Source organism: Streptomyces sp. RKAG290, assembly GCF_023701695.1.
In the GTDB taxonomy this organism is placed as follows: domain Bacteria; phylum Actinomycetota; class Actinomycetes; order Streptomycetales; family Streptomycetaceae; genus Streptomyces.
In genome coordinates this window covers 4,356,541-4,370,006 of sequence record NZ_JAJOZC010000001.1, presented here as the reverse complement: position 1 = coordinate 4,370,006, position 13,466 = coordinate 4,356,541, and the positions used below count along the sequence as shown (strand labels likewise).

Here is a 13,466-nt window from a genome sequence, read left to right as displayed (position 1 = left end):
GATGCAGCAGAGATCACGTGAAAGTCACAGAGTTGACAGAGTGTCACTTTCCTCGGAGGCGACTCCGGGGGTGAACTCCACCGGAAGTGTGCGTAGTCCACGCATGATGAGCCCGCCACGCCAGCGCAAATCGACAGGTTCCACCGCAAGTCGCAGGTCAGGAAGGCGTGTGAGCAGCGTGGCGAGCGCGGCCTGCCCCTCCAGCCGGGCGAGCGGTGCTCCCAGGCAGTAATGGATGCCGTGTCCGTAACCGAGGTGCTGGTTGTCACGCCGTGAGAGGTCCAGCGAGTCCGGGCCGTCGAAGCGTTCGGGGTCCCGGTCGGCGGCCGCGAGCACCACCAGTACGGGGTCCCCCTCGGCGATCCGCTGTCCGCCGATCGTCAGTGCCTCGGTGGCGAACCGCCAGGTCGCGAGCTCCACCGGCCCGTCGTAACGCAGCAGTTCCTCGACGGCGGTGGCCAGCAGCTCCGTCTCCCCCGCTGCCAGGGACCGCTGCAGCCGCTCGCGCTCCTGCGGATGGTGCAGCAGGGTGTGGACGCCGTTGCCGATGAGATTGACCGTAGTTTCGAAGCCGGCGAAGAGAAGGATGAAGGCCATCGCTGCGGCCTCGTTCTCGGTCAGGTGCTCGCCGTGGTCGCTGGCCCGGATCAGTCCCGAGATCAGGTCGTCCCCGGGGTCTCGCGCTTGCGGTGGATCAGTTCGAGGAGATAGCCGCGCATCTTCTTCACGGAACGAGCCACCCCGCCGCGCGGACCGCCGCCGTGGCGGATCATCATGCCCGCCCAGTCCCGGAAGTCGTCCTGGTCCTCGCGCGGGACGCCGAGCAGGTCGCAGATCGCGTAGATGGGGAGCGGGAAGGCGAACTCGTGGATGAGGTCGGCCTCCCCCTTCTCCACGAAGGAGTCGATGAGGCGGTCCGTCAGCTCCTGCACGCGCGGTGCGAACTCCGCGATGCGGCGGGGAGTGAACGCCTTCGACACGAGACGCCGCAGCCGGGTGTGGTCGGGCGGGTCGATGTTCAGCAGATGCGTCATCAGCTCCGCCTTGCGCTCGCCCGGAATGCCCGTCCTGCCCTTGGCGTGCGCCGGCTCGGCGTGGTGTGCCGGGTTCTTGGAGAGCCGACTGTCGGCCAGGGCCTCCTTAGCGTCCGCGTACCGCGTGACGAGCCAGGCCTCGACCCCGCTGGGCAGCGTGGTCCGGTGCACGGGGCTGTGTTCGCGCAGCCACGCGTAGGCGGGGTACGGGTCGGTGGCGAACTCCCAGGTGAAGAGTTCGGGGGCGGGCGGCACGGCGGCCGCCGCATGCGCGGGGCAGCCGGCGGGGGCGTGGTCGGCGGAGGAGTCGGCAGGGGTGTCGGCGGGGCTGTCGTTCACCCCCGACGTTAGCCGCTGCCCTCCATCCCGCTACCCGTTGCCCTCCGCCGCCCTGATCGCGTCCCGGTAGGCCCGCCCCGCGGCCCGCAGGGCGGCCTCCGGGTCGGTGCCGTCCTCCTGCGCGCGTACCGCCAGCGCGAGGAGCCGGTAGCCGATGCCGTCGCCCTCGGGGAGCGTCACGTCGAGCCCGGCGGTACGGGCCCGGCCGGCCAGCTTCGCCGCGAGCGCCAGAGCTGGCTGGCCGAGCGGCACGCCGTCGGTCACCGATGCGCGCTGCTTCTCGATGGCCTTGGTCCGCAGCCAGTGCGCGTGGACGTCCTCCGGCGTCTCGGCGGTCTCGTCGCCGAAGACGTGCGGATGGCGGTGGATCAGCTTCTCGACGAGGGTGGCCGCGACATCGTCCAGCGAGAACGGCTCCTGCTCGTCCTCCTCGGCGATGCGGGCGTGGAACACGACCTGGAGGAGTACGTCGCCGAGCTCCTCGCGCAGTTCCTCGCGGTCGCCGTCCTCGATCGCCTCGACGAGTTCGTACGCCTCCTCGATGGCGTACTTGGCGAGGCCCTTGTGGGTCTTCTGCGAGGTCCAGGGGCATTCGATCCGGATCCGGTCCATGACCTGGACCACATCGAGGAGCCGGGCGCCCGGCAGGTCGTACGAACCGGGCAGCAGCTCCAGGTTCGGCATCTGCACCCGTCCCGAGCCGGCCAGCCGGGCCAGCCCGTCCGTCAGCGGCTGGTTCCCCTCGCCGCCGCTGAGGACGACCACCGTCCGGCCGCCGGAACACGCTTCGACGAGCTCCTGCGCGTCGGGGACGGCGGGCTCGACGCTGACGCCGGCCTCCCGCAGATACGGCAGCTGCGGCTGGTCCGGCTCGCCGCACAGCACCCGGTCCGCGGCGTGCAGGGTCTGCCAGGCGGGCCAGGACAGCAGTCCGGGCGCGACCCGGTGGCTGGCGGTGAGCAGGACGATGCGGCCGGGGTCTTCAGCGTTCACGCTGCGAATCTACCCGGCCGCCCGGGTTCCGCTACGCCCCGGCCTCCGCCGCCGCCCGGTCCGGCTTGGTGACCTGGTTGATCCAGGGTGCCTTGTAGTCCGCGAGCTGGATCTGCTTGTTGTCCCAGGTGCCGAAGCGCGGATTGACGTCGACGCTCAGTGCCTTGGACGCCTTCGTCAGCGCGTCACCGAGGATCTTCGTGCCGGCCGGGGTCGAGGGGTCCGCGTTGAGTGCCTGGGACAGCTTGGTGAGCTGGATCTGTTCGCGCAGGAAGGCGTCGATCTGGCCGGGTGAGATCCAGCGTTCCTGGAGCACCGCGGCGCGCAGCCCCTTCTCCCCCTTGTACTGGGCGACGGCCGACTTCCGCATCTGCTGGATCTCGGCACGGCTGACCGTCACGCCGGCGTCCGCCGAGGCGCGGTCCAGGACCCGGTCCAGGATCATCCCGTGCAGCTTGGCGCGGACGAGCTGGCCGGACTGGCCGGTGGTCTGGGCAGCCTGCTTGGAGCTGCTCTGGGCGTCGCGCACGTCCGCCACCTGGGCCTGCACGGTGGACACCGCGATCCGGTCCCCGCCCACGACGGCTGCCGCGCCCGGGTGGGCCTGGCTGCCGCAGGCGGAGAGGAGGGGTGCTGCGACGAGCAGTGCGGCGGAGACGGTGAGCGCGGTGCGACGGCGGCGGTGCAAAGGAGCCTCCCGAGGAGATTGTGCGGCGGTGCACAAAGCCTTGCGGTGATCGATGTTAGGCAGTGGAAGTGGTCCGGGCCACTGATTCGACCAACGATTCGGGAGGAGTTGGGGATGTGGGCTCCGCGGGGCCTCGATCAGCGCACCGGGAGAGTCGTTTTCGGCGGTACGTCCGGCCGCAGCATGATCGTGCGCGAGACGACGAAGGTGAGGGGGATGGCGGCTGCGGCCGCGACCAGCGGGGCGTACCGGCTGCTGAACCCGGCCAGGTCGACCAGCAGGTAGACACCGCCGGTGGTGATGACGAAGTTGGCGGCGTTGGTGAGCGGGAAGAGCAGGAACTTCCGCCAGGTGGGGCGGGTCCGGTAGGTGAAGTAGGAGTTGAGGAAGAACGATCCGGTCATGCTGAGCGCGAAGGCCGCCACGTGCGCGGCGATGTACGGCAGCCGGGTCAGCAGGGCGAGGTAGCAGCCGTAGTACGTGCCGGTGTTCACGACGCCCACCAGGGCGAAGCGGGCCAGCTGTGCCTTGAGCGTCATCGGCGGACGAACTCCAGGGGTTCCTGTTCCGGGGCCGGCCGGCGGATCCGGGTGTTGGTGTCCTTCACCAGGAAGTGCGGGCGGCGCTTCACCTCGTAGTAGATCCGGCCGACGTACTCCCCGATCACCCCGACCAGCACCATCTGGACGCCGGCGAGGGCGGTGACCACGACGAGGAGGGTCACGTATCCGGGGGTGTCGACCCCCTTCACCAGGGCGACGCCGACGATCCATCCGGCGTAGAGGAAGGCGAGGGACATCAGCAGCAGCCCGAGGTAGAGCGCGGCGCGCAGCGGCTTGTTGTTGAACGAGAGGAGCCCGTCGAGGCCGTAGTTCAGCAGTTTTCCGAAGGTCCAGGCGGACCGGCCCTGTTCGCGGACCGCGTTCTCGTAGCTGAACGTCGTGGTGGGGAAGCCGACCCAGGCGAAGAGTCCCTTGGAGAAGCGGTTGTACTCGGTGAGTTCGAGTACGGCGTCGGCGGCCCGGCGGGACAGCAGCCGGAAGTCCCCGACGCCGTCGACGAGTTCCACGTCGACCAGGTGGTTGATCAGCCAGTAGTAGGCACGGGCGGTGACCGTCCGGGTGACGCGGTCGCCGGTGCGGGTGCGCCGGGCGATCACCTGGTCGTAGCCGTGGGCGTGCTCCTCCAGCATGCGGCCGATGAGCTCCGGGGGATGCTGGAGATCGGCGTCCATGATGACGACGGCGTCGCCCTCGGCGTGCTGGAGGCCGGCCAGCATGGCGGCCTCCTTGCCGAAGTTGCGGCTGAAGGAGACGTAGCGGGCCCGCGGATCGGCGGCGGCCAGCTCCCGCAGGATCGGCAGGGTCCGGTCCGCGCTCCCGTCGTCGATGTACACGAGCTGGAATTCATGGCCCAGCCGGGTCATCTCATCCGTCACGCGTTCATGGAAGCGTTCGAGAATCTCTTCCTCGTTGAAACAAGGCACTACCAGCGAGATCAGCACGAATGTACATCAGCCGGTCGATATGTCGGGAGCGGATGGAACGTGTGGCCGAGGGCGGCCATTGGGTGAACTGGCTCGCGTGGGCCGTGGTTCAGCCGCCGCGGACCTTCAGCTGGCGCTCCAGCTGCCGGCGCAGTTCGGCGGGCAGCGGATGGTGCGGGCCGTACATCCGCTCGGTGTCGTACAGCAGTGACTGCAGCTGGCCGCGGGCCGCGGCGTGGTCGCCGAGCGCGAGCAGCAGGTGGCCGATGCGGTGGCGGATCTCGTAGGAGCGTGCCGGGTCGTTGCCCGTCGCGTAGCGGTTCTCGTAGTACGGCAGGACCGCGCGGTACTCCGCGAGGGCGGCGGCGGTCTCGCCCAGCTGTTCCAGGCAGTGCGCGGCGTCGCGGCGGAACTGGAGGGTCTGCGGGTCGGCCGGTCCGGCCTGGGCCGCGTGGTCGTCGGCGAGGCGGCGCAGTTCGGGCAGGGCGCGGCGGTACTGGCCGTCGTCCATCAGGGTCGCCGCGTACTGCTTGCGCAGGATGCGGACCACCGGGGAGCCTTCGCCGTGCTGTTCGGCGGCGGCCGGGAGGATGCCGCCGAGGAGGTCCACGGCCTGGGTGATCCGCCCCTCACCGAGGAGCTTCTTGACCTCGTCGACGGCGGCCGCGACATCCGGCCGGGCGGGCATCGGGGCGGGCTGGGCGGCGGGCGGGGTGGTGACGCGGTCGGGCCACGGGGCGTGCGGGCGCAGGAAGGGGCGGGTCGGGTCGAGCGGCTGTGACGGCAGCCCGGTGCTCCGGGTGGGGAGCAGTGGGGCGAGGCTCTCGTACACCTCCTGGGCGCTGGCGGGACGGTGCTGCGGGTCCTTGGCGAGCAGCCGCAGCACGAGCGCTTCGAGCGCCTCGGGGACGTTCGGCCGGAGCTGCCGGACGGGGACGGGTGCTTCGTAGAGGTGGCGGTGCAGCACGCCGAGGGCGGTGGATCCGGCGAACGGCACGTCGCCGCTGAGCAGTTCGTGCAGGAGCACGCCGAGTGCGTACAGATCGGTGTACGGGCCGACGGCGCCGCCCATCGCCTGCTCGGGCGCCATGTAGGCCGGGGAGCCGATGGGAGAGCCGGTGTGGGTGAGGCGGGTGGTGTCGGTGTCCAGGACCGAGGCGACACCGAGGTCGAGGACGAGGACGGTGCCTTCCGGGCGCACCATGACGTTGCGGGGCTTGAGGTCGCGGTGGACGATCGGCACGGCGTGCACGGCGCACAGGACGGCGCAGAGCTGGGCGGCGACCGCGACGGACCACTGCCAGGGGTACGGGGTGTGCTCGGCGAGGTGGTCGGCGAGGTCGGAGCCCTCGACGTGACTCATGACCAGGAACAGGTCGTCGCCGTCGCTGCCGGCGTCGTGGACGGTGACCAGGCCCGGGTGGTCGACCTGTGCGGTGACCCGGCACTCACGGACGAAGCGGCGCCGCAGTTCGGCCGCCGCCTGGCTGCCGATGGAGCCCATGACCCGGTCGGGGTGGAGCAGCTTGACCGCGACCCGGCGGTCGAGGCGCTGGTCGTAGGCCGTCCAGACCTGGCCCATGCCGCCCTGTCCGAGGATCGTCGCCAGTTCGTACCGCCCGCCGATGAGGCGACCGCTCACCGGCCCTCCTCCTTGCGGAGGTAGTCACTCAACTCGTCGAGTTCGGCGCGGACCTGGTCGATGCGCTGGGGCTGCGGGTACTGCGCGGGCGGCGGGGTCTGCTGAGGGGGCTGCGGCTGCTGGTAGTGCGGCTGGGGGAAGGTCTGCTGCGGGAAGGTCTGCTGCGGCGGGACGGGCTGCGGGCCCGGCCCCGGCTGTCCGGTCGACGGCACGGTGGTGGCGTACCCGTACCCCGGCGCCGGCGCCGGCGGCACGTATCCGCCCATGGTCTTCTGCCCGGTGACCCGTCCGTAGTGGCGGACGTCCGCGACGAGGTAGTGGACGGGCGCGGCCAGCATCCCCAGGAGCAGCAGCGGTATGAGTACGAAGTCGATGCCGTGTGCGTCGCCGTCGTCCCGGCCGACCACCAGCAGGATCGCGAGGACGGCCACGAACGCGCCCCCGGTCAGCCACCAGTCGAAGACCCTGCGGCGCACGATCGCGAGCCGGAGCAGCGGGGCCCAGAGCAGCATCCCGATGGAGAACACCGAGAGCGCGCAGAACAGCACCCGCATCGACACGATCCAGGCCCGGCTGGGGACTCTGTGCGGCGCCGTCGGCGGATAACCCGGGGCGTACATGGCTGCTCCTGGATACGGTCGTGGAACTTCCGCGCGCACATGGGCGTGCGCGCAGATCCGAGCGTAAAGGGCGACACCGGCGGGCGGCCCCGGGTTGTACGGAACCGTTGTGGTTCCGCTCACGTGGACGTGACCGTACCGCTGCCGCCCCGGCTCGCGCGCCGCCCGTCCGTCACCGCGGGGCCGCCTCGCCCAGCTCCACCGGGTCCCGCCGGGCGGTCAGCCGCCGCACAGCTCCAGCATGACCTTCTTGTCCGGCGCCGTGACCGGGAGTTCGTACTTGAGCGAGACCTGGGCGAACCGCAGCGCGTACGAGCACCGGATCGGCTTGTACGGCGGCAGCCAGGACGCCGGGCCCGAGTCGCTCTTGGAGCCGTTGGCGGGCCCGTCCACCGGGATGAGGTTGAGCGGGTCGTTGGCGATCTGCTGCCGCTTGGCCTCGCTCCACCGGGCGGCGCCCATCTGCCAGTCGTACGACAGCGGCATGACGTGGTCGATCTGCACCTTGGTGGCCTGCTTCTTGCGCCACTCGATGGTCTTGCCGGTGTACGGGTCCTTGAGCGTCATGGCGACGACCACGCAGTCGGAGCCCGAACGGAGTTCGACCTTCTTGCCGTCCCGGGCGAGCAGGTCGTTGCGGGTGTCGCAGCCGTTGTGGGAGAGCGGGACGTCGTCGACGGAGTCCTTCCAGGCGTACCCGAACTTGTCCCGCTCGTAGCCGGTCTTCGGCCCACGCCCCTTGGTGGCCACCTTCTCGATGACCTTCCGGGCAGCCGCCCGGTCCTTGTCCGAAGTGAGCGGCGCCAGGCCCGGCTTCGTACCGTCGCCGTTGTCGAGCGGCAGTGCGCCGAAGCCGGTGACGGACTCACCGCCGCCGTTCGATCCGGCGCTCGGCGATTCGATCCCGGAGGCGATCTTGTCGGGGTCGCAGCCCGCCAGGGACAGCATGACTGCCACGCCGAGGGCGGGCACCAACACTCGACAATCGCGGGGAGATATCACTCGTAGCCGTCCTGACGGGGAGAAAGCCGAACCAACCCGGGAATCCTATGGACGTCTTCCCCGCCGGGACGCATCCATGACCGGTGTTCGTCATGGATGCGTCCCGGATCACACCCCGCGCGGGCCTGCGAACCCGCCACGCCCAGGCCCTCGGTCAGTCGGCAGCGAACTCGTACTGCAACTCGTACAGATGGCCCGCCTTGACCATGAGGGTCGCCTCGATCGGGCGCTCGTCGTCGCTGTACACGACGCGCAGGGTCCGCAGCACCGGCAGGTCGCCGGGCAGTCGCAGTGCCTGGTACTGGTCCTGGGTGGGCACGCGGGCGGAGACCCGGTCGACGCTGAGGCGTGGTGGATGGCCCAGCGTCGCGAGGAGCGTGGGAGTGCCGCCAGGGATCTTTCGGCGTTCCGTGATCGCGGTGCCACGGACGATCTCCAGCGGGTAGTAGGACGAGACCAGTTCGACCGGTTCGTCATCCATCATCAGAAGCTGGCGGCGCAGGAGCGCGGTACCGGATGCGGGCAGCCGTAGCGCCTCGGCGACATCCGCGGGTGGCTCGGCCTCAGCGACTTCGAGGAGCGCGGTGTGGGCCCGGGAGCCGTTCCTCTCGGTCTCGGTCAGCCAGCGGTACGGCTCCCCCGAGCCTGCCGGGGCCATGTACGAGGCCGGGCGGACCGTGCGCTGCCGGTGGTCCCGGACCGTCACGGCGGCACCCGCCCTGCCGATCACCAGCTGCTCGCCCTTGAGTAGTTGCAGGGCTTTCTGCACGGTCGCGTTCGAGGCGTCGAAACGCTCCTTGAGCTGCACGGTGGAAGGCAGGCTGGCTCCGGGAGCCAGCTCCCCGGACATGATCTCGTCCCGCAGATCGGCCGCGATCCGCGCGTGCAGGGAGCGGTGGTCCGCAGCTTCCGCGTCCGGTCCTGGCACAGTCATCCGATCCTGATCTCGTACCGCAGTTTCTGGCCCCGCGGCGGCATGACCATCACATCGGCCTGGATGGGCCGGTCATCTGCGGCCAGTGTGAGCCGCGTCAGTTCGAGCACGGGCTCACCGGCCTCCAGGCTCAGGGCCGCCCGCTCGCTTTCGGACGGCATGCGGGCCACCACGTCCTCCTGCGCACGTACGCCGGTGAACCCCAGATCGACAAGCAGCCGAACGGCACCTCCCCGGATCTTCCCCGTCCCGGCCAGGCCCGTGCCCCGGGCGATCTCCACCGGGTAGTAGCTGTCCGTCAACTCGCACGCCTCACCGTCGAGATGCATGATCCGTCGGCGCTCGACGACCTGGCAGCCGCGCTCCACCCCGAGCATGTCTGCGATCCGGTCGGGTGCCAGCACCTCTCCGGCCCGCACGATCCGCTGCGTTCCTCTTCGCCCCGCGGCCGCCGCCTCGGCTCCCCAGGCGTCTGTGCCGCCCGGGACGGCCGGCGCCAGATACCGGGCGGACGTGCTGATCCGCTCGCCCTCACCCATGACCGTCTCCTTCGTCGTCGGCGCCCGAGCGACCCTTTCGATGCACACGGTAGGCGACGCGTCCGGACTCCCCCAAAGGATACCTTGCCGCTTTTCGCGAATAGCAGTACGGTCATCGCGTTACGGCCCACGAGCAAGGCGGTGAACCACCGTGTCTCTGTCGCAGCAACGGCGCTTCCCCCGACGGCGCACTTCCGTCGGTGCCTCACGCGACTTCGTCGTCGGCGTTCTCACGGAGTGGAGGCTGACTCCCCTGGTCGACGACATACGGCTCTGCGTCTCGGAACTGGCGACCAACGCCGTTCTCCACGGCGTCCCGCCGGGACGGGAGTTCGCCGTCGGCCTCCGCGCGACGGAGGAGCTCGTGCGCCTGGAGGTACGGGACAGCGGCGGCGGCCTGCCTGTGGTCCAGCAGCCGGAAGAGAGCAACTGTTCGGGTCGCGGCCTGTTCCTCGCCGGCGCACTGGCGGCAGAGTTCGGCGTAGACCATCACACCCTCGGCAAAACCGTGTGGCTGACGTTCAGGAAGCCTCCCGCGCACTGACCCCTGGCACCCCATCGGCCCCGCCGAATGTCCGGCGGGGCCGATGGGGCCAATGCATCCGGGGTCAGACCCCGCGCTACGACCCCAGGATCGTCGTCAGGAACTCACCCGTCCACGCCAGCAGTTCGCGGCCCACGACCGGCTTGCCACCGATCCTTCCGGCGGTGGGGCGCGGGACCAGGATCTGGTGGAGGGCCGGCTTGATGATCGTCTTCGGGTGCAGGCGCTTCAGGCGGAGCTCCTGCGACTCGCGCAGATCCACCGGGGCGAACCGGATGTTCGAGCCCTGGAGCACGATGTCGCCCACCCCGCAGGCGCGGGCCAGCATGCGCAGGCCGGCTACCAGGAGGAGGTTCTCGACCGGCTCCGGGAGCTTGCCGTAGCGGTCGGTGAGCTCCTCGCGGATCGCCCTGATGTCGTCCTCCGAGGAGGCCGAGGCGATGGACCGGTAGGCCTGGAGGCGCAGCCGCTCGCCGGGGGCGTAGTCGTGGGGGACGTGCGCGTCGACCGGGAGCTCGATCTTGACCTCCAGCGGGGGCTCCTCCTCCACGCCGCCTTCGAGGGAGGCCCGGTAGCCGGCGACCGCCTCGCCGACCATGCGGATGTACAGGTCGAAGCCGACGCCCGCGATGTGGCCGGACTGTTCGCCGCCCAGGAGGTTTCCGGCGCCGCGGATCTCGAGGTCCTTCATGGCCACGTACATGCCCGCGCCCATTTCGGTGTGCTGGGCGATCGTGGCGAGGCGCTCGTGGGCCGTCTCGGTGAGCGGCTTCTCCGGCGGGTAGAGGAAGTACGCGTAGCCGCGGTCGCGGCCGCGGCCGACGCGGCCGCGCAGCTGGTGGAGCTGGGAGAGGCCGAAGTTGTCGCCGCGCTCCACGATCAGGGTGTTGGCGTTGGAGATGTCGATGCCGGACTCGACGATCGTCGTGGAGACCAGGACGTCGAACTTCTTCTCCCAGAAGTCCACCACCACCTGTTCCAGGGCCTGTTCGGACATCTGGCCGTGTGCGGTGGCGATCCGGGCCTCGGGGACGATCTCGCGCAGCCGCGCCGCGGCCCGGTCGATGGACTCGACGCGGTTGTGGATGTAGAACGCCTGGCCCTCACGGAGCAGTTCGCGGCGGATGGCCGCGCCGATCTGCTTCTCCTCGTACGGGCCGACGAAGGTGAGGACCGGGTGGCGCTCCTCGGGCGGCGTGGTGATCGTCGACATCTCGCGGATGCCCGTCACCGCCATTTCGAGCGTACGGGGGATGGGCGTCGCGGACATGGTGAGGACGTCCACGTTGGCGCGGAGCTTCTTCAGCTGCTCCTTGTGCTCGACGCCGAAGCGCTGTTCCTCGTCGACGATGACCAGGCCGAGGTCCTTGAACTTCGTCTCGGAGGAGAAGAGGCGGTGGGTGCCGATGACCAGGTCGACGGAGCCTTCGCGCAGCCCTTCGAGCGTCGACTTGGACTGGGACTCGGACTGGAAGCGGCTCAGCGCCCGCACGTTGACGGGGAACTGGGCGTACCGCTCGGTGAACGTGCCGTAGTGCTGCTGGACCAGGAGGGTGGTGGGGACGAGGACGGCGACCTGTTTGCCGTCCTGGACCGCCTTGAAGGCCGCCCGCACGGCGATCTCCGTCTTGCCGTAGCCGACGTCGCCGCAGATCAGCCGGTCCATGGGTACGGACTTCTCCATGTCCTCCTTGACCTCGGCGATGGTGGTGAGCTGGTCGGGCGTCTCCGCGTGCGGGAAGGCGTCCTCCAGTTCGCGCTGCCAGGGGGTGTCCGGGCCGAAGACGTGGCCGGGGGCCGCCATCCGGGCCGCGTAGAGCTTGATCAGGTCGCCCGCGATCTCCTTGACGGCCTTCTTGGCGCGCGCCTTCGTCTTGGTCCAGTCGGCGCCGCCGAGCCGGTGCAGGGTGGGCGCCTCGCCGCCGACGTACTTGGTGACCTGTTCGAGCTGGTCGGTCGGGATGTAGAGCCGGTCGCCTGGCTGGCCGCGCTTGGCGGGGGCGTACTCGACGAGGAGGTACTCGCGGGTGGCGCCCTGCACCGTGCGCTGCACCATCTCGATGTAGCGGCCCACGCCGTGCTGCTCGTGGACGATGTAGTCGCCCGTCTCCAGCGTCAGCGGGTCGATGCTCTTGCGGCGGCGGGCCGGCATCCGGCCCAGGTCCTTGATGGCGGTGCGCTGACCGGTCAGGTCCGTCTCGGTGAGGACGGCGAGCTTCAGCTGCGGGTCGACGAAGCCGTAGTCGATGGCGCCGCAGGAGACATGGACGAGGGACGGTGAGATCTCCCCGAGATCCGCGTCGAGGCGGGCCGGGATGCCCTCGCCGCCCAGCACCTCGACGGTACGGGAGGCGAGGCCGTGGCCCTCGGTGACGTACACCGTGCGCCAGCCGTCGGCCAGCCAGCCCTTGGTGTCGGCGAGTGCGCGGGCGGTGTCGCCGCGGTACGTCTCCGGGGCGTGCATCCGGAGCTTGAGGGTGTCGTCGTCCAGCTCGTCGTCGGCGGCGAAGGGGGAGACCGACCACCACATCATCTCCAGCTCGCGGGCCCGGTCGCGGACGTCCGCGATGCCGCGCAGCGAGGCCGCGCCGACGTCGATCGGGGCCTCGCCGCCGCCCGCGGTGGCCGCCCAGGACGCCTGGAGGAACTCCTGGCTGGTGGCGACCAGGTCGGCGGCCCTGGTGCGCACCCGCTCGGGGTCGCAGACCACGGCCATCGAGCCCTTGGGCAGCACGTCGATCAGGAGCTCCATGTCGTCGACGAGGACCGGGGCGAGCGACTCCATGCCCTCCACGGCGATGCCCTCGGCGATCTTGCCGAGCAGTTCGCCCAGCTCGGGGTGGGCCTCGGCGAGCGCGGCGGCCCGCTCGCGGACCTCGTCGGTCAGCAGCAGCTCGCGGCAGGGCGGCGCCCACAGCCCGTGCTCGGCGATCTCCAGCGACCGCTGGTCGGCGATCTTGAAGTAGCGGATCTCCTCGACGTCGTCGCCCCAGAACTCCACCCTCAGGGGGTGCTCCTCGGTCGGCGGGAAGACGTCCAGGATGCCGCCGCGGACCGCGAACTCGCCGCGCTTCTCGACCAGTTCGACCCGGGAGTACGCGGCGGCCGCGAGCGCCTCGACCGTCTCGCCGAGGTCGGCGCTCTGCCCGATGCGCAGCGCCACGGGCTCCAGGTCGCCGAGCCCCTTGACCTGCGGCTGGAGGACGGAGCGCACCGGCGCCACGACCACGGAGACCGGCCCGGTCTCCGGGTCGTCCTGCCTGGGGTGCGCGAGGCGCCGCAGCACGGCGAGGCGGCGGCCCACGGTGTCGGACCGGGGCGAGAGCCGCTCGTGCGGGAGGGTCTCCCAGGACGGGAACTCCGCGACCGTGTCCGGCGGCAGCAGCGTGCGCAGCGCGGCCGCCAGATCCTCGGCCTCGCGCCCGGTCGCGGTGACGGCGAGCACGGTCCGCCCCGCGTCCCTGGCCAGTGCCGCCAGGACGAAGGGCCGGGCGGCGGGCGGGCCGACCAGGTCGATGTGCATGCGGTGGCCGTCCCCGGCGGCCTTCACCGCTTCGGACAGCGCCGGGTCATGTACGACGACATCCAGCAGACCGTGCAGGCTCATGAAGGGCTTCCGTCCGGGTAACGAGGGCGAGATCTGGC

Annotated in this window: 11 protein-coding genes and 1 pseudogene; 1 reads left to right on the top strand and 11 read right to left on the bottom strand. The window is 70.6% G+C overall.

Going from position 1 to position 13,466, the window contains the following annotated elements:
- Nucleotides 1–24: 24 nt before the first annotated feature.
- The 10 genes and pseudogenes from LNW71_RS19230 to LNW71_RS19185 form a co-directional block, all read right to left on the bottom strand.
- Nucleotides 25–1,373, bottom strand: a pseudogene (locus LNW71_RS19230) (cytochrome P450).
- Nucleotides 1,374–1,403: 30 nt separating this feature from the next.
- Entirely contained in the window at nucleotides 1,404–2,366 is a 963-nt protein-coding gene (locus LNW71_RS19225; protein ID WP_250969364.1) for a nucleoside triphosphate pyrophosphohydrolase, read from the bottom strand.
- Nucleotides 2,367–2,397: 31 nt separating this feature from the next.
- Nucleotides 2,398–3,054: a SurA N-terminal domain-containing protein gene (locus LNW71_RS19220; RefSeq protein WP_250969363.1), complete on the bottom strand. Its 657-nt coding sequence runs from the start codon at nucleotides 3,052–3,054 to the stop codon at nucleotides 2,398–2,400.
- 137 nt (nucleotides 3,055–3,191) lie between these two features.
- The gene (locus tag LNW71_RS19215; RefSeq protein ID WP_250969362.1) at nucleotides 3,192–3,593 is read right to left on the bottom strand and encodes a GtrA family protein; all 402 of its coding nucleotides are present in this window, start codon (nucleotides 3,591–3,593) and stop codon (nucleotides 3,192–3,194) included.
- Complete coding sequence (locus LNW71_RS19210; protein ID WP_250969361.1) at nucleotides 3,590–4,558, bottom strand: glycosyltransferase family 2 protein; 969 nt, start codon at nucleotides 4,556–4,558, stop codon at nucleotides 3,590–3,592. The genes LNW71_RS19215 and LNW71_RS19210 overlap by 4 nt, the downstream gene beginning before the upstream one ends.
- A 91-nt stretch (nucleotides 4,559–4,649) precedes the next feature.
- Nucleotides 4,650–6,182 (bottom strand): serine/threonine-protein kinase, encoded by a 1,533-nt coding sequence (locus LNW71_RS19205; RefSeq protein WP_308294504.1) that lies wholly within the window; start codon nucleotides 6,180–6,182, stop codon nucleotides 4,650–4,652.
- Nucleotides 6,179–6,802 (bottom strand): hypothetical protein, encoded by a 624-nt coding sequence (locus LNW71_RS19200; protein ID WP_250969360.1) that lies wholly within the window; start codon nucleotides 6,800–6,802, stop codon nucleotides 6,179–6,181. The genes LNW71_RS19205 and LNW71_RS19200 overlap by 4 nt, the downstream gene beginning before the upstream one ends.
- Before the next feature lie 219 nt (nucleotides 6,803–7,021).
- Complete coding sequence (locus LNW71_RS19195) at nucleotides 7,022–7,750, bottom strand: HNH endonuclease family protein (protein WP_250972066.1); 729 nt, start codon at nucleotides 7,748–7,750, stop codon at nucleotides 7,022–7,024.
- Nucleotides 7,751–7,958: 208 nt separating this feature from the next.
- Nucleotides 7,959–8,738, bottom strand: a complete 780-nt coding sequence (locus LNW71_RS19190; RefSeq protein WP_250969359.1) for a GntR family transcriptional regulator — start codon at nucleotides 8,736–8,738, stop codon at nucleotides 7,959–7,961.
- On the bottom strand, nucleotides 8,735–9,277 hold the full coding sequence (locus LNW71_RS19185) for a UTRA domain-containing protein (protein ID WP_250969358.1): 543 nt from the start codon (nucleotides 9,275–9,277) through the stop codon (nucleotides 8,735–8,737). Before LNW71_RS19185 ends, LNW71_RS19190 begins: the two co-directional genes overlap by 4 nt.
- A gap of 151 nt (nucleotides 9,278–9,428) precedes the next feature.
- On the opposite strand from LNW71_RS19185, the gene LNW71_RS19180 reads away from it, so the two are divergent.
- Nucleotides 9,429–9,821 (top strand): ATP-binding protein, encoded by a 393-nt coding sequence (locus LNW71_RS19180; RefSeq protein WP_250969357.1) that lies wholly within the window; start codon nucleotides 9,429–9,431, stop codon nucleotides 9,819–9,821.
- Nucleotides 9,822–9,897: 76 nt separating this feature from the next.
- Here LNW71_RS19180 and mfd read toward each other — a convergent pair whose 3' ends face one another.
- Complete coding sequence (gene mfd / locus LNW71_RS19175; RefSeq protein ID WP_250969356.1) at nucleotides 9,898–13,428, bottom strand: transcription-repair coupling factor; 3,531 nt, start codon at nucleotides 13,426–13,428, stop codon at nucleotides 9,898–9,900.
- Between the last annotated feature and the right edge of the window lie 38 nt (nucleotides 13,429–13,466).

What these genes read in the sequence shown, in the direction of transcription:
- LNW71_RS19215 (WP_250969362.1), bottom strand. Translation starts at nt 3,593, where the DNA reads ATGACGCTCAAGGCACAGCTGGCCCGCTTCGCCCTGGTGGGCGTCGTG.
- LNW71_RS19200 (WP_250969360.1), bottom strand. Translation starts at nt 6,802, where the DNA reads ATGTACGCCCCGGGTTATCCGCCGACGGCGCCGCACAGAGTCCCCAGC.
- LNW71_RS19195 (WP_250972066.1), bottom strand. Translation starts at nt 7,750, where the DNA reads ATGCTGTCCCTGGCGGGCTGCGACCCCGACAAGATCGCCTCCGGGATC.
- LNW71_RS19190 (WP_250969359.1), bottom strand. Translation starts at nt 8,738, where the DNA reads ATGACTGTGCCAGGACCGGACGCGGAAGCTGCGGACCACCGCTCCCTG.
- LNW71_RS19185 (WP_250969358.1), bottom strand. Translation starts at nt 9,277, where the DNA reads ATGGGTGAGGGCGAGCGGATCAGCACGTCCGCCCGGTATCTGGCGCCG.
- mfd (WP_250969356.1), bottom strand. Translation starts at nt 13,428, where the DNA reads ATGAGCCTGCACGGTCTGCTGGATGTCGTCGTACATGACCCGGCGCTG.